General features: G+C 50.8%; 8 protein-coding genes. 3 read left to right on the forward strand and 5 right to left on the reverse strand.

All coding sequences use genetic code 11. The features are described from left to right. Positions 1 to 31 precede the first annotated feature (31 nt). Entirely contained in the window at positions 32 to 2,563 is a 2,532-nt protein-coding gene (locus ACX1C1_RS04880) for a DUF3656 domain-containing U32 family peptidase (RefSeq protein ID WP_458956009.1), read from the reverse strand. Between the two features lie 277 nt (positions 2,564 to 2,840). On the opposite strand from ACX1C1_RS04880, the gene ACX1C1_RS04885 reads away from it, so the two are divergent. Further along, entirely contained in the window at positions 2,841 to 3,809 is a 969-nt protein-coding gene (locus tag ACX1C1_RS04885) for a sugar phosphate isomerase/epimerase family protein (RefSeq protein WP_458956010.1), read from the forward strand. A gap of 476 nt (positions 3,810 to 4,285) precedes the next feature. On the opposite strand, the gene ACX1C1_RS04890 is transcribed toward ACX1C1_RS04885, so the two are convergent. After that, positions 4,286 to 5,899 (reverse strand): hypothetical protein, encoded by a 1,614-nt coding sequence (locus ACX1C1_RS04890; RefSeq protein WP_458956011.1) that lies wholly within the window; start codon positions 5,897 to 5,899, stop codon positions 4,286 to 4,288. 504 nt (positions 5,900 to 6,403) lie between these two features. On the opposite strand from ACX1C1_RS04890, the gene ACX1C1_RS04895 reads away from it, so the two are divergent. Next, positions 6,404 to 6,769, forward strand: coding sequence for a hypothetical protein (locus ACX1C1_RS04895; protein ID WP_458956012.1), 366 nt, complete (start codon positions 6,404 to 6,406; stop codon positions 6,767 to 6,769). A 71-nt stretch (positions 6,770 to 6,840) separates the two neighbouring features. Here the strand turns inward: ACX1C1_RS04895 and ACX1C1_RS04900 are convergent, their stop codons facing one another. The 3 genes from ACX1C1_RS04900 to uvrB all read right to left on the reverse strand — a co-directional run bounded on the left by ACX1C1_RS04900 (position 6,841) and on the right by uvrB (position 12,067). Then, positions 6,841 to 7,056: a hypothetical protein gene (locus ACX1C1_RS04900; protein WP_458956013.1), complete on the reverse strand. Its 216-nt coding sequence runs from the start codon at positions 7,054 to 7,056 to the stop codon at positions 6,841 to 6,843. A gap of 115 nt (positions 7,057 to 7,171) precedes the next feature. Continuing rightward, positions 7,172 to 10,057 (reverse strand): excinuclease ABC subunit UvrA, encoded by a 2,886-nt coding sequence (gene uvrA, locus ACX1C1_RS04905; RefSeq protein WP_458956014.1) that lies wholly within the window; start codon positions 10,055 to 10,057, stop codon positions 7,172 to 7,174. A 12-nt stretch (positions 10,058 to 10,069) separates the two neighbouring features. After that, complete coding sequence (uvrB, locus tag ACX1C1_RS04910) at positions 10,070 to 12,067, reverse strand: excinuclease ABC subunit UvrB (protein WP_458956015.1); 1,998 nt, start codon at positions 12,065 to 12,067, stop codon at positions 10,070 to 10,072. A gap of 501 nt (positions 12,068 to 12,568) precedes the next feature. Here uvrB and ACX1C1_RS04915 point away from each other — a divergent pair. Beyond that, complete coding sequence (locus ACX1C1_RS04915) at positions 12,569 to 18,670, forward strand: SdrD B-like domain-containing protein (protein ID WP_458956016.1); 6,102 nt, start codon at positions 12,569 to 12,571, stop codon at positions 18,668 to 18,670. Positions 18,671 to 18,730 lie beyond the last annotated feature (60 nt).

Here is an 18,730-nt window from a genome sequence, read left to right on the forward strand (position 1 = left end):
CCATAAGGGAGGCGGTCCTCTTCTTGTTCTTCTATTTTTTCACCAGTTGTCCGCGTGTTACACCTAGCTGATTCGTCGCTTTGAGACTGCGCCATACCTGAGTACCACTGATGCGTCCGTCAAGTGCGTCACGGTAGAGAGACAGTACCTCTGTTACCTTCTCGCCTGTTTCCTCCAGGAATTCCACGCGATAGTGATCCACTCCGAGCTCTACGAAGTTGCGTAGATATTCAGCGCCAGACTGCTCAATGGCATTGTACACGGTGTTGCGGCATCCTTCATCCACTCGTACAGGGTGGGACATGCCAATGCGATCCTGAAGCGATGCCCGATGCTCTTCGCAAGGTCGTCCGCAATTCGTGAAGTCCGTTCCTTCACTCATAAACGTACAATACACACAATGCTCCGTATGGAACATTGGCAGATGCTGATGGATGACAACTTCAAGCACGGTTGTATCGGAGTGCTCCAACAGGTCTACCATTTGTTGTATATTCAGATCATACGATGGTGTAATCAGATCCAATCCCGCTTCGGCAAATAGTTTAACTGCTTTATGGTTGGCCACGTTGAGCGAGAAGTCGCCGATTAATTTAGGGAACGGTGCATCCGGATTTTCTCTCTTCGCCTTCAAGTAATAATAAAGCGCACCTGTGTTGCGCACGAGCACGGCATCCGGCTTTAGCTTCAGAATGTTGGCGTGATATCCGTTCTCCCCAGGCATGTGAATACGCGGAGTTGCGAGCGCGATCGGTACGCCTGCACGGCGCGCAGCTTCTACTGCGGCCGGGAATTGCTTAATAAACTCGAAGTCCGCATAGATGTACGAGACGTTGGCATCAATGGCCGCCTCCACCTGTTCGAGACTGCGGCATAGTGCTGTCAGCTTAGCGGTGCGGCCACTTAGCACTGGATCACGTTTCGTCATGCTATTGCTCGCAGCATCGGCGAATGCATCCACATCATGTTTCACATACACTGGCGGTTTCGGACGTTCGCCAGCAAGCTGCTCTACCGCTTCGCGGCGCATTCGGTTCAACTCACGGATCGGTACAATCAGATCGCCCTGCAGATGAACCTCCAGCTTGTCAAGCTGATATACCGTGCCGCCTAGACGACCAAGCTGATCCTCCAGCAGCGCTTCGTCCATTGGACGTTTCTGGGCTTGCTCCAACAGCAACTCGGATATGATCTCGACGGTCGTGCCCTTCTGCACATCCGTCCACCAAGTTCGCATCGGCTCGCCGAGAGCACCTGTTACACGGACATGCAAAGGAAATACGCGGTACGGCTTATCCGTCTCAAACGTAGCCCGCAACCTTTTGTCGAGTGCAGGATCGTTTGTTTTCCATACCCGATCGCCCACATGCACCTTGCGCAGATCCACGTCATTACGTCCCGGCACAATCTCAATCAGCGTACCTTCCGCGGCTTCACCTTCAAGCTTCACGCCTTGACGCCTAACATCGTACACGCGACCGCCTTCTTCTTTCTTCGTTGGGTCGCCGGCGTCGAACACGATGCCATCGCCCCGCTTGACAGGGGCATCCAGCCGCACGGTCACCGCATCACGCATAATGCGCTCCACCGTTCCGAGATAGACGCCGCGGCTCTTAGGGAACGTTCCTTCAACCAGCAGCTTATTGTTTGTGCCATCCAGGAATCCATGCGTGAAACCACGCGAGAAACTTTGCTGAAGCTCTCTCACTTCTTCCTTCGAAGGCCTTGCGTCATTACCGTCAAAATAATGATCAATCGCTTTACGATATTTGCTGACCACGTTTGCTACGTACTCCGGACTCTTAAGACGTCCTTCAATCTTAAAGGATGTCACGCCCGCTTCAATTAGCTCCGGTACGAGATCGATTGCAGCCAGATCCTTGGGCGACAACAGGTAGGCGATATCGCCCATCGGCTTATGCACGCCATCGACCATCAGATCGTAAGGCAAGCGGCACGCTTGCGCGCATTCGCCGCGATTGGCCGAACGGCCTCCCCACATCTCCGATGTCAGACATTGACCCGAATAGGATACGCATAACGCGCCATGCACGAAAACCTCCATCGGCAGCTTTGCTTGCTCGCCGATCTTCTTAATCTGCTTCAGGTTGTTCTCGCGGCCAAGCACGACACGCTCCATATCAAACGGCTTCGTAAATTCCACGGCTTCTGGCGATGTAATCGTCATCTGGGTCGAGCCGTGAATCGGGAAGTCGGGCGACAGCTCCCGAATGAGCTTCACTAGACCGAGATCCTGTACGATGACGGCATCCACGCCAGCCGCAATACACATCTCGATCAGCTTCTGCGCATCGCGCAGCTCGTCCTCGAATACGAGTATATTGAAGGTGAGAAAACCTTTTACCCCGTAGGTATGCAGGAAACTCATTATTTCCGGCAGCTCCTCGCTGCGGAAGTTATTCGCACGCGCTCTTGCATTAAATTTCTCTACGCCGAAGAAAATTGCATCCGCGCCGTTGGCAACGGCTGCACGCATACAATCCCAATCCCCTGCAGGAGCGAGTAGTTCTATATCCGATCTTGTTAATTGTGTTGTTATCATGTATTCCTGTTCCTCTCGGCGCCGCCCCTTGGGCATTATGCGCAGTTCTCTGAATTCCGACGGTCTCATTGATTTGTTTCTCTTATATTATCAAACGACGACCAACGATTCCAGCAAACATTACTGCCAACTGAACCAACCTCATGCTGTATTGTTCAATTATTATGCGATTTTGCCAAATTCTTAAAATCCTACATGTCTATATGGTTATTAAGTGGTATACTAATGGCGTTTGTGAAATCAAATCCATTCTTTGGATTCGGGAGGTATATATCTTATGAAATTAGGCGTATTCAGCGTATTGTTCGCACAGAAGCCATTCGAAGAAGCACTTGACTACATCGCTTCCAAAGGTCTGGATGCCATTGAGATCGGCACGGGTGGTTACCCTGGCAACGCGCATTGCGATCCTGACACTCTTCTTGCTGACGCAGGCAAGCTGAAGGCCTTTAAACAAGCGGTAGAATCGCGCGGCCTCATGATCAGCGCACTCAGCTGTCATGCCAACCCGCTTCACCCGCAGAAGTCACTTGCCGCTCCGGACGATGCCGTCATCCGTAAAACAATCGAGCTGGCAAACCGTCTGGAAGTCGAAGTCGTTAACACATTCTCTGGCTGCCCAGGCGACCATGAAGATGCCAAATATCCAAACTGGCCTGTTGCGCCATGGCCGAATGACTTCCAAGATATCTTGAAGTGGCAATGGGAGCAGAAGGTTATCCCTTATTGGTCCGAAATCGGCGGCATCGCCGAAGCTGCGGGCATCAAGATCGGCTTGGAGCTGCATGGCGGTTTCTCCGTTCATAGCCCTGCAACACTGCTCCGTCTTCGCGAAGCGGCAGGCAACGCGATCGGCGCGAATCTCGACCCAAGCCACATGTGGTGGCAAGGTATTGATCCGGTTCAAGCCGTTCACATTCTTGGACGCGCCGGCGCTATCCATCACTTCCATGCAAAAGATACGACGATCGATCCGATTAACGTTAACCGCCATGGCGTAACGGACATGCAGTCCTACTCGCTTATGCTCGATCGAGCTTGGCAGTTCCGCACTGTCGGCTTTGGTCACGACCTCAAGGTATGGGCGGATATTATCAGTGCCCTGCGTCTCGTAGGCTACGACTATGTTGTCAGCATCGAACACGAAGACGGTCTGATGTCCGTAGACGAAGGTTTCACGAAAGCAGTAGCCAACCTGCAACAAGTACTGATCCGCGAGCCGCTTGGCGAGATGTGGTGGGTATAAGTTCTTCTAATCAAGCCGTTCAGCTTGTCGTAATGACAAGGTGGACGGCTTTTTTTATTGTGGTCAGGCCATGCGGGATATTATTGTTACCTGTGCATCTGCCGTTTCTAGACTCCCTACCAATCTATACACTATCGTATCTGTACAATAAGGAGGCTAATCATGAAGGGCGAATCTCGTCGTAGCAACAAAAGAAAACCCATTCGCCGCCATAAGAAGCATCACAAATGCACCTGTCCCTCTGGCTCCAAATCCTTGAAGGTCATTTGCACTTGCATTGGCTGCAAAAAAGGCAAACATAAATGCCCTATTAAAAGACGGAAGACCGGTGGTAAACGTAATGTTGTCGTGCTCAAAAAAATGGATTCATTCCATCCGGAAAACGACACGAACCTGCATACCGGTAATTCAAGCAACTCATCCAAAGCCGAAGGCGACAATTCCATCGAGGAAATATCAAAGAGTTTAAGCGGAGCTCATAATTCTTCCGACCTCGACAGTAATTCCAATGCATCGGAAAACTCGACTAATACAAGTGACGCAAGCAACACCTCGGACAACGACAGCAACTCCAATGCGACTGACTCATCGAACAGCACGAGCGGGGCCTCCAACGCTTCTGATACGGACAGCGCATCGAACGCTACTGAAACATCGAGCAGCACGAGCGATGCTTCCAACACTTCAGACAATGACAGCACTTCCAATGCCACAGACTCGTCTACTAGCTCGAGCGGCGCCTCTAACGCTTCTGATACGGACAGCGCATCGAACGCAAACGAAACGACAAACAGTACAAGCGGAGCCTCCAACACTTCAGACAATGACAGCACCTCTAGTGCGACTGACTCATCCAACAGCACGAGCGGCGCAACCAATACTTCCGATACGGACAGCACGGCGACTGTCACCGAAACGAATACGAGTACGAGCGGATCCAACAACGCTTCGGACACAGACAGCGCTTCGACTGCGAATGAGACATCGACAAGCACCAGCGGCGCTTCCAACACATCCAATACCGACAGCGAGGCGACTGTCACCGAAACGAATACGAGTACGAGCGGATCCAACAATGCTTCGGACACAGACAGCGCTTCGACTGCGAATGAGACTTCAACAAGCACTAGTGGCGCAAACACCGCCTCCGATACCGACAGTGCGGCGAATGTCACCGAGACGAATACGAGCACGAGCGGATCCAACAATGCTTCGGACACAGACAGCGCTTCGACTGCGAATGAGACTTCAACAAGCACCAGCGGCGCAACCAACGCCTCCGATACCGACAGCGCGGCGACTGTCACCGAAACGAATACGAGCACGAGCGGATCCAACAATGCTTCGGACACAGACAGCGCTTCGACTGCGAATGAAACATCAACAAGCACCAGCGGCGCGACCAACGCCTCCGATACGGACAGCGCGGCGACTGTCACCGAAACGAATACGAGCACGAGCGGATCCAACAATGCTTCGGACACAGACAGCGCCGCGGTCATCAACGAGACGTTAACTAGCAATAGCGGATCGAACAATACGTCGGACAATGACAGTACATCAAACGCAACTGAAAATTCAGCCAGCACAAGCGGTGCTTCAAGCACATCGGACACGGACAGCGTCTCTGCAGCGAACGACTCTTCTACGAGCACAAGCTCATCATCGAACACGTCTGACACTGATTCAGGTGCGACAGATAACTCAACCAGCACAAGCGGCGCCTCAAGCACATCAGATACGGACAGCGTTTCTTCAGCGAACGATTCTTCCACAAGCACGAGCACATCGTCGAATACCTCCGATACCGACGCGACTTCCAGCGCAGGACCAAGCGCATCAACAACTGGCGACAACTCTTCTTCCAGCGGCAGCGACGCCACCAACTCATCCGATACCGATGCAGCTTCAAACGCAGGACCAAGCACATCAACAACTGGCGACAACTCTTCTTCCAGCGGCAGCGACGCCACCAACACGTCCGATACCGACGCAACTTCAAACGCAGGACCAAGCACTTCTACAACAGGAGACAATACGTCCAACACTTCAGCTACTTCCACAACAGGAGACAATACGTCGACGAACACATCTTCGGCTACAACCGGCGATCATACACCCAATAATACGAGCAATGCTGACAATTCCTCAGCCAATGATAATCCCAGTAATGCAAACAGCACCCTCAACTCCACAAGCTGTGCAGATAATGACTCCAACAATCTAAGCACATCAAACAATACGTTCGACTATGACAGCGCATTGGTTAGTTCTGCAAACGGTCTTGCAAGCTCGGCTAACAACTCTGCCAATACCGTATCCAATGGCAATTCGTTCACGGTCGGCAACAGCACGCTTATCAACTTCTCTGATAATACTGCGATTCTCGCTCTACTTCTCCTGTTTACCAAATGTGCTTGTAATAACACTCCAGCAACAGGAACAGGAACGACTTCAAGTTGCAGCTGTGGCGGAGGATCAAGCGCAACCGAATCCCTCATCGTCAAATTATTAGAAGAAGAAAGAGCCAAACAAAATAAACTGTTCGACTTATTGAAACAGAACAACACATTGATTGGATAGGAGAGGAATCGATGAATATGGATAATATGACAAACATCTCAACATCGCAATTCACATTCGCCAAGAGAGAAGGTCAGCTTGAGCTCGCTATTCACCTTAACAACGTCGGCACAGAGCCAAGGAGCCTCCGATTATCCATCAAGGACGCCGAATCGGGTACAGTTCTACCCGCTTCCGTCGATGGTTCAATCATCGAAGATGTTGTAACGGTTCCTGGCGGGACCGTTCAGCAGATGATTATCAATACAGCAGATGCAGCGAAGCAAGTAGCCATCGAAGTGATCAAGGAAGCCGGCCAAGGCGGCGTATCCTTGCGCCAGCGAAGCTCATCTTCGAACGGTGTTCCGAATAATTTGATCGAAATGTTATTGAAATAGATATCTATTGATTCTACAAAAGAAGCGGTCTGCCGGGGTTACCGACAGACCGCTTCTTGTCACAATTGCTTCTAAGCCAACCAAACTTTAAAGATCATCACGTAATCAATAAACAGGAATAAAGCAAGCGCTACGGTTGTAAAGCCGATTGCAAACACATTTTTTCTCGGACGAGCCATAATGAGTCGTACGAAGCCGATTGCAATAATAACCGTGAAGGCAAGCATGAACCAATCGAATGGATCAATTGCGCTTGTTTTTGTAGCTTCTTCTGCCAGGAACAACATAAGGGACCTCCTCCAAATCACACGTAACCTAATCTTAGTCTATGTTAGCCTTTAGACGCTTACGTTGCAAGTCCGAAATCGCATTCGTAACAAGTTTGTCACGATTTGACACGAATTATTCCTTGACGCCAGCTCCTATACGCTCTAATGTCCGTTTGCGCTCCTCTGTCCGCTCTCGATCGCGCTCTAGAACAGGCTTCAAGTAACGCCCCGTGTAAGATCCATCTACTTTGATAACCTGCTCCGGCGTTCCCGTTGCGACAATAGTACCGCCTCCGCTTCCGCCCTCTGGACCCAAATCAATCAAATAATCCGCAGTCTTGATGACGTCGAGATTATGTTCGATCACAAGCACCGATTCGCCGGAATCCACAAGTCGGTGGAGAACGGTCAGCAGTCGGTCGATGTCATGCACATGAAGGCCTGTCGTTGGTTCGTCGAGAATGTATAATGTCGTGCCTGTACTTCGTCGATACAACTCTGCAGCAAGCTTGACCCGCTGCGCTTCTCCCCCGGAAAGAGTCGTAGCCGGCTGTCCCAACGTCATGTAGCCTAAACCTACATCGAGCAACGTCTTGATCTTGCGGTGGATACGAGGCAAATTCTCAAAGAATTCGCATGCGTCTTCGATCGTCATCTCCAGCACTTCTGCGATGTTCTTGCCTTTGTATTTCACCTCGAGCGTCTCGCGGTTATAACGTTTGCCTTTGCAGATTTCGCATGGTACATAAACATCCGGCAAGAAATGCATCTCGATCTTGATAATGCCATCGCCGCGGCAGGCTTCGCACCGACCGCCCTTGACATTAAAGCTGAAGCGGCCTTTCTTGTAGCCTCTCATCTTCGCTTCGTTCGTATTGGAGTAGAGGTCGCGGATATCGTCGAATACGCCCGTATACGTCGCTGGATTAGAACGCGGTGTACGACCGATCGGCGATTGATCAATATCGATAACCTTCTCCAGATGCTCGATACCGCGAAGCTCCTTGTATTGACCTGGACGCACCTTAGCTTTGTTCAAATCCCTTGCCAACGTCTTATAAAGAATCTCATTAACAAAAGTGGACTTGCCGGAACCCGATACACCGGTAACCGCCGTAAAGACGCCCAGTGGAATCTTCACGTTGACATTGCGTAAGTTATTTTCTTTGGCGCCGCGAACCTCCAGCCACTTATCACCGGTTGCTCTTCGTTCTTGCGGCACTTCGATGAATTTGCGACCGCTCAAGTATTGCCCTGTCAATGACTTCTCATCGTTCATGACTTCCTGAGGCGTACCCTGAGAGATGACATGGCCGCCATGAATGCCGGCACCTGGACCGATGTCGATAATATAGTCAGCAGCCATCATCGTATCCTCGTCATGTTCGACGACGATGAGGGTATTGCCCAGATTACGCATATGCTCCAGCGTTTGAATCAACCGATCGTTGTCCCGCTGATGCAAGCCAATGCTCGGTTCATCTAAGATGTAGAGGACTCCCATTAGACTGGAGCCGATTTGGGTCGCCAGACGAATCCGCTGCGCTTCGCCGCCAGACAACGTTCCCGCTGCTCGGCTGAGCGTCAAATATTCAAGACCTACATTAACTAGGAAGCCCAATCGACTGTTAATCTCTTTGAGAATCAGATTGGCGATCGTCCGCTCCCTCTCCGAAAGGTCTAGGGAATCAAAGTAACGTTTGGCTTCGCCGATCGACAAGGACGTAACGAACGCAATATGTTCGCCTCCAATCGTCACCGCCAAGCTCTCTTTCTTCAGACGTTGTCCCTTACAGCCTCCGCAAGGTTTGGCGCTCATATAACCTTGAATATGCTCACGCATAGATTCGGAAGGCGTATCCCGATATCGACGTTCTAGATTATTAACGATACCTTCAAATGGTACAAATGCTTCCTTACGATGGCCGAAGTCATTCTCGTAGAGGAATCTCACTTTCTCTCCGCCAGTTCCATAAAGCAGCTTCTTCATCTGCTCGGCGTTAAGCTCAGATAAAGGCACATTCTCCGGAATCTTATAATGTTTGCACACCGAGCTTAGAAATTGCGGATAATAATTAGATGTACTCCCCGCCCAAGCTAAGAAAGCCCCTTCTTCGATCGATTTGCTCATGTCGGGTACCAGAAGATCCGGGTCTACAATCATCTTGGCCCCTAGTCCGTCGCAATCCGGACATGCTCCAAACGGGCTGTTAAACGAGAACATACGCGGCGCCAGCTCTTCGATGCTGAATCCGCACTCCGGACAAGCCAGATTCGAGCTGAATAGCAGCTCCTCTTGCTCCATTACATCCACCAGCACGCGTCCTTCAGCCAGCTTGAGAGCCGTCTCGAGAGAATCCGCAAGACGAGCATGAACATCCGGTTTGACGACAATACGGTCTATAATAACCTCTATATTATGTTTTTTGTTTTTCTCCAGTTCGATCTTCTCGCTGAGCTCTCTAAGCTCCCCGTTGACGCGAACGCGAACATATCCTTGCTTCTGCATATCCGCAAGCAGCTTGGCATGCTCACCCTTGCGACCGGAGACGATTGGCGCCATAATTTGAAGCTTGGTCCGTTCGGGATACTCCATAATCCGGTCTACCATCTGTTGAATCGTCTGCGACACGATCTCGATTCCGTGATCCGGACAATGAGGACGACCCACCCGCGCGAACAACAGTCGAAGATAATCGTATATCTCCGTCACAGTGCCTACGGTCGAGCGCGGATTGCGGCTCGTTGTCTTCTGATCGATGGAGATGGCAGGCGAAAGTCCGTCGATGGAGTCGACATCCGGCTTCTCCATCTGACCGAGGAATTGCCTTGCATAAGCGCTGAGCGATTCGACATAACGACGCTGTCCTTCGGCGTAGATCGTATCGAACGCGAGCGATGACTTGCCAGAGCCACTTAGTCCCGTCAGCACAACAAACTTGTCGCGCGGAATGGTTACATCTATATTCTTAAGATTATGGGCACGAGCACCCTTTACGACGATCTTATCGCTTGCCAAAATATTCTCCTCCTACCCATTCTCAGCGCGCAGTTCAAGCAGCGCATCGCGAAGCTCCGCCGCACGTTCGAACTGCAGACTCTTCGCTGCCTCTTTCATTTCTGCTTCCAATCGCTGTATAACCTTCTCGCGTTCCTTCTTCGTCATCTTACCCGAATCTGCGCCGGTGAGATAATCCGACTTCTGTTCCGCAACCTTCGTTGCTTCGATGACGTCGTGGACCCGCTTGCGAATCGTTTGCGGCTCGATGCCATGTTTCTCGTTATAGGCTACCTGAATCGCACGGCGGCGCTCCGTTTCCTTCATCGCCCGATCCATGGAATCCGTTACTTTGTCCGCATACATAATGACGCGTCCCTCACTATTACGCGCGGCACGACCGATGGTTTGAATCAGCGATCGGTCCGAACGGAGGAACCCCTCCTTGTCCGCATCCAGAATCGTAACCAAAGAAACTTCCGGCAGATCCAAGCCTTCGCGAAGCAAGTTGATTCCGACAAGGACATGGAAGACGCCTAGCCGCAAATCCCGCAGGATCGCAAGCCGTTCCAGCGTCTTAATGTCGGAATGAAGATAACGCACCTTAATGCCGACTTCCTTCAAGTAATCGGTCAGATCTTCTGCCATCTTCTTCGTCAGGGTCGTAACAAGAACACGTTCATCGCGTGCGATCCGCTCCCTTGCTTCATGAAGCAAATCATCGATCTGCCCTTTTGTCGGACGCATGTCGATGATGGGATCAACGAGTCCCGTCGGCCGGATAATTTGCTCGATCATCGTTGGGCAATGCTCCAGTTCATAAGGTCCAGGTGTGGCAGAAACGTAAATAAGCTGCTTGGCTTTCCCCTCAAATTCCTCAAACTTCAGTGGTCTGTTATCCATGGCGGAAGGCAGCCTGAACCCATGATTGACGAGCATTTCTTTACGTGCCCGGTCACCATTAAACATGGCGCGGATCTGAGGTAGGGATACGTGGGACTCGTCGATGACAACCAGGAAATCATCCGGGAAGTAATCCATCAAGGTGTACGGCGTCGAACCCCGCTCACGGAACGTCAATGGACCAGAGTAGTTCTCGATTCCGGAGCAGAAGCCCATCTCCGCCATCATCTCCAGATCGTAGCGCGTACGTTGCTCTAACCTCTGGGCTTCCAGCAGCTTGCCCCCTTCTCGCAGTTCGGCGAGGCGCTCCTCCAGCTCGCGTTCGATGTTCACAAGCGCCCGCTTCATCGTCTCTTCGTGGGTTACGAAGTGGGAGGCCGGGAAAATCGCGACATGGTCTCTCTCCCCGACGATCTCGCCGGTTAATACATCGATTTCCGAAATCCGCTCGATTTCGTCCCCGAACAACTCCACCCGGATCGCCCGTTCATTGTTCGCGACAGGGAATATCTCTACGATGTCTCCGCGAACGCGGAACGTCCCCCGTGTAAAGCTGATATCATTGCGCGGATATTGAATATCTACAAGCTTGCGAAGTATGGCATCGCGGGACTTCTCCATGCCCACTCGGAGCGAGAGGACAAGGCTTCCGTACTCCGAAGGAGAGCCGAGACCGTATATACACGATACGCTGGCTACGATGATGACATCTCTGCGGTCGAACAACGAACTTGTTGCGGAGTGCCGCAGCTTATCGATTTCGTCGTTGATGCTGGAATCCTTTTCGATAAAGGTATCCGTAGAAGGAATGTAAGCCTCCGGCTGATAATAATCGTAATAGCTGACGAAATATTCGACCGCGTTGTCTGGAAAGAAGGTCTTGAACTCGCTGCATAGTTGTGCCGCGAGCGTCTTGTTGTGCGCGATTACAAGCGTAGGACGGTTCAACTCCGCAATAGCGTTCGCAATGGTATAGGTCTTGCCCGTCCCTGTTGCCCCCAGCAGCGTCTGATGCCGCTTGCCTGCCATTACGCCTTCCACAATCTTCGTAATCGCCCCCGGCTGATCGCCTTGCGGCGTATAGTCCGATTTCAATTGAAATACCTTCTCTTGCGGCGCAGCGCTCATGAATCCATTCCTCCCTTGCTAACCCTATATAAAAAGTATAGTCAAAATGTACTTGTTCCAACAGGAACGGGACCAGAACAGCAACGGCCGAGCTTGCCACATGGAAGCCCGGCCGTCACCTCCAGCCCCGTACATGAACGCGCAGCGTCCTTCCAATCCGAATGTCCACATATAAGAATGTGTGTTCCCATTCATTATAACGTTAAGCGTGCTGGGATGCAATGTGGAAAATGGATTCGGAATCCGAAGTTTCACTCTATCAAATCAGAGACTTAAGTCCCAAATATTTTGGTAGCCATTGTCAGTACCATTTCGAAGTTCCCCTATAATCGTCTATAATTTTCCATAAAATCGACACATTTAGGCATATAGAACTTGCTTTTGTTCAAAAAAGGAGGAAAAAAGACTTACATATCAAGGATATAGTTGATAGAATTATACTACACATCAAGAGGTTCGAAACACGGCTACATTTATCCATTGAAAGGAATGAAGATCATTATGCACGTTACCAGATCGAGCAGACACCAAAAGAAACATGATCTGCTCCGCGGTTTGAGCCGCATGCCAGCTCTAGGAGGCAATGGCATTACGCTTCGCCAGAAGAGCATTGCTCTCCTTATGGCCATGCTGCTGCTCATCCAAACGATTCAGCTGGGAGGATTGGTGCAGCATACGTCTGCAGCTCCCGTCCCGGACAGCGTCATTAAGAAGGTGCTGTTACTGCAGGGCGAAAGTTTTACAGAATCACAGCTATTAGGTTGTTTCGGTTCAATGGACGCAAGTTGCGCCAGCTTGCGGGCGGCCGTACTTAACAACGGCTCGACCTCGCCTGTTTATACCGATGATTTCGAAGCCTCGATCGGAGCTAGCGGATACCCGTTCACGCTCGCTTACGAGTGGGAGATCGATGCCGCGATAGCCAATGATGGCGGTACATACACGATCGCTTTACCTGCCCAGCTTAAGCTCGACAGCAGCATGACCGGCGTTTCGCTCGGCAATGCAGGAACGTTCGATGTAGACCAAGCTACCAAGACGATCACGATGCATTTTGCCGCTCAGACCGGCCCGCTTCAGTTATCGGGCGGTATGCAAGTCAATGCATGGCTAGAAGAAACCACCGTTATCGTGGATAACGAAATCCTGGTGCGTATACCAGTGAGCGCAACAGCCCAGATTGATGTAACACTGCCGGTTAGCTTCGGCAATCCGACGCCTAACATTAGTAAAACGATGGTTAGCCGGGATCGTGCAATTAACACAACTAAAGTGAACTGGTCCATTGATTTCAACAAGAACTTAGGCACCATCAACCAAGCTATCGTAACGGATACGCTTCCGTCCCAGCTTGCGCTCGACGAAACAAGCCTAAGAGTCGTTCCATTAAGTTATGACCTTCATACAGGTGCTTTTACAGAGGGAATCGATCTGGTTAAAGACACGGACTACACGTTGAGCTACGTGCCTGCAACCAATGTTTTCACAGTTGATTTAAGTCTTAGCGGCACTCTTAAAAATGCATATCGCATCTACTACACGTCCAATGTGAAAAGTGATGCGACGATACCACAATATCCTGGCATTACGCTCACTAACAATGTCGCGCTCTTCGATGATGCTACATCCCGAGCAACCGCCTCCGCCAATGTTACCATTCAGCGCGGCTCGACGATCGAAAAAACGTCAACGGGGTATGACTCGCTGAACAATCATACCGCGACGTGGTCGCTCCAGTTCAACTTCGGCGAATTTGAGTACAGCGATCCCGTATTGACCGACCTGCTGCCAGCGGGGCATCAATTGGTGCCTGGATCGATGACTGTTCAACAGGTGGCAATCAATCCGGACGGATCTGCGGGTACCGTGCTTGATACACTTGACGAAACAACAGATTACACACTTGCTAATACCCCTTCCGGCAATGCGACGGACAAGGACACCTTTGATTTGACGCTGCTCGGAACGATCAACAAAGCATATAAAATTGCATACGCAACCGAGGCCAAAGCCATTGCGCCCGTCATCGATTCGGGCAACAAAAGCAACTCGTTGACCACGACCGTAACAACGGGCACCAAGAACGCAACCGTCTCCTATATTCATCGGGTTATTAACAAGTCCGGCAACATCACGGATTACGCAGCCAAAGAGATGACTTGGACCCTTGAGCTTAACAAAAACGAATATCGCTTCGAAGAAGAGGGAACTGACAAAGTTAGGCTGGTTGACACCTTTAACAATCGCGGTCTTCGTCTAATTCCCGGCTCTCTTGCGATTACTCGCAAAGGCTCGCCTACTCCTCTAGTCGAAGGTGCAGCCGGCGACTATACGCTGACATCGAATTACTCCGGCTCTCAAGAGACGGGCTTCACGATCTTGTTTAACGACAGCTATCTCTTTAATACGGAGCATACAATCGTATACAAGACAAATTTCGACTATGAGGATTATGCTGTCGGAAGCCCGTGGAGCTCGAGCAATTATCGCTTCTCCAACACAGGACAGTTTTTCTGGGGCAAAATCACGGATTCCTTAGGGGTAGCCTTGACTGGTTATGGTGCGGACAGCCAGTCCGCCGGCCATACGATCACGCCTAATAATTACACGCGGGATAACGGCTACAAAAACGGTTCATACAATACGCAAACAAAAGCGACAACTTGGAACGTACTTTTTAATTATCATAATGAACAAACCGTTACCGGGGCAGTCGTGACCGATACGCTGCAGGCAGGGCAATCGTTCGACATCTCTGATCCTGCCGCGATCCAAATCAGACGTCAGAATCTTGCGGCCGGCGGAGGACTCTCCAATGGTGCGACGCTTGTCAGAGATACGGACTATACGGTGGCATACGACACCTCCGGTACGAATCCTGTACTTAGCGTAACGTTCGCCGGAACCATTAGCGGACCGCAACTCATCACATTCAAGACGTCGATGGTTGGCGATCTCGTACCAGCAACGATTAACAATACAGCCAGCTTCTCGAGCGCCAATACGCTGCATCGCGCTACCTTGACCGCAAGCGTTACGCCTTCGTTTGGTAACGAGTATATCACCAAGAGCTTTATTCATCCCGATGCCGCTTTCAAACGTTTGGTTGAGTGGTCGATCTGGATTAACCGCAGCCGTTCTCACCTGAACGATATTCTCATCGAGGATACACCGGATCAATATCAAACGTTACTGCAGAATGAATTCAAGCTGTACAAAGCAACACCAACGATTCCGAATCCAACGGCGGATAGCCACTTTACACTGACCCTTGTCGATCCCGCAGACTATGATCTGGCGTTCTTACCCGTATCGGCTGCAACGCCAGGCCACCTTAAGTTTACGCTGGAAATTGACAATTCGGACGATCATGAAGCGGCCTATAAGCTCGTATACCGTTCGCTGCTAGCTGCGGGTACAGGCAACAACATTACCAATCAATTCAGTATGAGCGGATGGGGTTCATCGGTCACGAGCACAACCTCTCAGCATACGTTCCCGATCAATAAATATTCGGCATCCGGCTTCTCGTTCCCAACAGGCGGAAGCTACAATTATTTGGGTGAAGTCACGATCGAGAAACAAGCATCCGACGATAACAACATCAAGCTGGAAAATGCTGTGTTCAAGATTAGGCCGAAGTATGGAGCCGACCCTAATTACTTAGTAACAACGGATGAACACGGTATCGCAACATTCGAGAACCTCGAATACGATGTCTACGAGATCATCGAGGTAACGGCGCCAACCGGCTACAAGCCTAACGCAACGCCTATCGAAGTTGTTGTCAATCAGGCGTCCCAGCCTACAATCGTCATCAAAAACGTCGTCAACACAGGCGTAATTGGCAACTACGTTTGGCTCGACCTTGATCGCGACGGCATCCAGGATGCTGCTGAGACGGGTATTAACGGCATAACCGTCAGATTGTACAGGGATGGTGAAGCCGTTGCATTAGAATCGACGACAACGGCCAATGATGGCTCTGGAAAGCCTGGTCATTATTTGTTCGATGAGCTGGCACCGGGAGATTATGTCGTAGAGTTCGTCGTTCCGAACGACTACGATCTATCTCCCAATGTTCCGGGTGATCCAGTAAACGATTCTAACCCAATTGGATTGATCAGCAACAAAACAGATGTCATTACGCTTAATCGCGCCAATGATTTCGAAGATCTGACAATCGATCTCGGTTTGATCGCGAAAGGCGCCATCGGCAATTACGTTTGGTTGGATCGCGACCGGGATGGCTTGCAGGATGCAGAAGAAGCAGGCATTAACGGTATTGAGGTCGTCCTGTTCAAAATGATCGGCGGAGTACGCACGGAGATCTCGAGGACAACAACAGCGAACCACCCTACCGCTTCGACCTCAGGTTATTACTATTTCGACCACTTGACCGGCGGCAGCTATTACGTTCAATTCCTTGTCCCGTCAAGTTATGACAAAACAACGGTCGAAGTTGGCTCGGACGAAGAAATAGATTCCAACTTTACCGACGGAACGGGATTAACAAACGTCATTACGATTGGACCAGGCAACTGGGTCGATCCTACGATCGATCTAGGCTTGCAAGGAAAAGGCTCCATCGGCAATTATGTTTGGTTCGATACGAACGATGACGGCATCCAGGATTCAGGAGAGCCGGGCATTGAGAATCTAATTGTTGAGCTGTACAACGGTACAACGCTAGTAGCTACGACAAGAACAGATGTTGACGGCGAATACCTCTTTGAGCATCTAGTGGAAGGCAATTATTATGTCAAATTCGAGACACCAGCCATTTATGACTTTGCGAAGTCTGAGCAGGGCGGTGATGCTGGCATTGACTCCAACGAGATTTACGAATCCGGAGTAAGCCAAGGCAGAACCATCGATTCTATTCCGATCGGCCCTTCCGGCTGGACTGATCTGACGATTGACTTGGGCTTTGCAGGCAAAGGTGCGATTGGCAACTATGTCTGGCATGACCGCAATCGGAACGGCATTCAGGACGAAGATCCTATGCACGGCATCAACGGCGTAACGGTTAACCTGTATAGAGATACGCCTACAGGTACGCCGTTCAGAACCGACACAACCAGTGATGAGGGAGGCAATCCGGGCTATTACAACTTTACGGAGCTGCCGCAGGGTACTTACTTCGTCGAGTTCGAGTTCCCGGTTGAATACGAGAAAACCGCAGAAGAGACTGACAATGATTCCGCAACGGGCTCCAATGAGACGAATGCAGCGAATATCTCCAATGCCATCGTCATCAGCGAGACGGCCACCCCGTTCGGCTGGGTTAATCCGAGCATCGACCTAGGTCTAATCGCACAAGGTTCGATCGGCAACTACGTATGGTTCGATACGAACCGCAACGGCATCCAGGATGCTTCTGAGGCCGGTTTGAACGACATAACGTTACGACTGTACAAAAACAGCTCAACCGGTCCCGTATACGCGGAGACGGTTACAGCAAATGGTCCAGACGGCAAGGCGGGCTACTACCTGTTCGACAATCTTGCAAGCGGCAATTATTATGTCGAGATCGTGTTCGACAGCAATCATGAAACGACAGCCGCAGAGCAAGGCAGCGGCGTTGGCGCGGACGAGCTAGACTCGAACCGGATTAACGCATTCAACAAAACCGTTGCCATTACAATTGGCGCAGCAGCTCCAAAGGGCTGGCATGATCACACGATCGACTTCGGTATTGTACGCAAAGGCGCTATCGGCGATTATGTGTGGCATGATGCCGATTACGACGGCCGTCAAGACGAAGTAGATTTCGGCATGAATGGCGTAGTCGTGGAACTGTACAATGCTTCCAGATCTTTGATAGCTACTACAGTCACAGCCAACAAAGATGGTAAGCAAGGATATTATTTGTTCGACCATTTGGTGGCAGGAAACTACTTCGTGAGATTCATTAATCCGCTTTATTACATTCCGACCAAGCAAGGGGCGGATGGCGTAAGCGACGACTTGGACTCCAATCCAACGCTCGAAAGCTTTACTGCAAGTATCGCGATTGGACCGGCAGGGCCAGCAGTGTGGCGCGATCTGACGATCGACCAAGGCTATTATTATATTGCGCCGGTATTCCCGACGCCGACTCCAACACCTACAACAGAGACGGAAACGCCTAGCGGCACACCTGCACCGACTCCAACACCGGTACCAGGAGTATCGACGCCGAAGCCTACAACGACACCGTCGCCAACTTCGACATCCGTAACGGAAACGATTCCGGAAGACACGCCGATCGACATCGAAGTAGAAGTACCGAAGGGCGGAACAACCGTACCAGGCACACCGCCGAAACACGGAACGGTCGTCGTTACGCCGGACGGCAAAGCTACGTATACGCCGAACCCAGGATATACAGGCAAAGATAAGTTCTCCATCGTCGTAAGAGACGAAGACGGCAATGAAGAAGAATTCTGGTTCGACATCGAAGTCGAGGAAGTTCCTCGCGGCGGCATCGATGGTACGCCGGATGTAAGCAATCTGCCGAAAACGGGCCAAGACAGCTACATGCTGCTCTACCTGATCGGCGCGGCTTTCATCGCATTCGGCATCTATATGCGCGTAAGAAATAAACGGAAAACGTCCTAATCTCTGACTTGGAATGCCTACAATTCAATTAGAATAACGCTATCCAACAACGACAAAAAA

Source organism: Paenibacillus sp. strain BS8-2 (assembly GCF_054483835.1).

What these genes read in the sequence shown, in the direction of transcription:
- ACX1C1_RS04880 (WP_458956009.1), bottom strand. Translation starts at nt 2,563, where the DNA reads ATGATAACAACACAATTAACAAGATCGGATATAGAACTACTCGCTCCT.
- ACX1C1_RS04885 (WP_458956010.1), top strand. Translation starts at nt 2,841, where the DNA reads ATGAAATTAGGCGTATTCAGCGTATTGTTCGCACAGAAGCCATTCGAA.
- ACX1C1_RS04895 (WP_458956012.1), top strand. Translation starts at nt 6,404, where the DNA reads ATGAATATGGATAATATGACAAACATCTCAACATCGCAATTCACATTC.
- ACX1C1_RS04900 (WP_458956013.1), bottom strand. Translation starts at nt 7,056, where the DNA reads ATGTTGTTCCTGGCAGAAGAAGCTACAAAAACAAGCGCAATTGATCCA.
- uvrB (WP_458956015.1), bottom strand. Translation starts at nt 12,067, where the DNA reads ATGAGCGCTGCGCCGCAAGAGAAGGTATTTCAATTGAAATCGGACTAT.
- ACX1C1_RS04915 (WP_458956016.1), top strand. Translation starts at nt 12,569, where the DNA reads ATGCACGTTACCAGATCGAGCAGACACCAAAAGAAACATGATCTGCTC.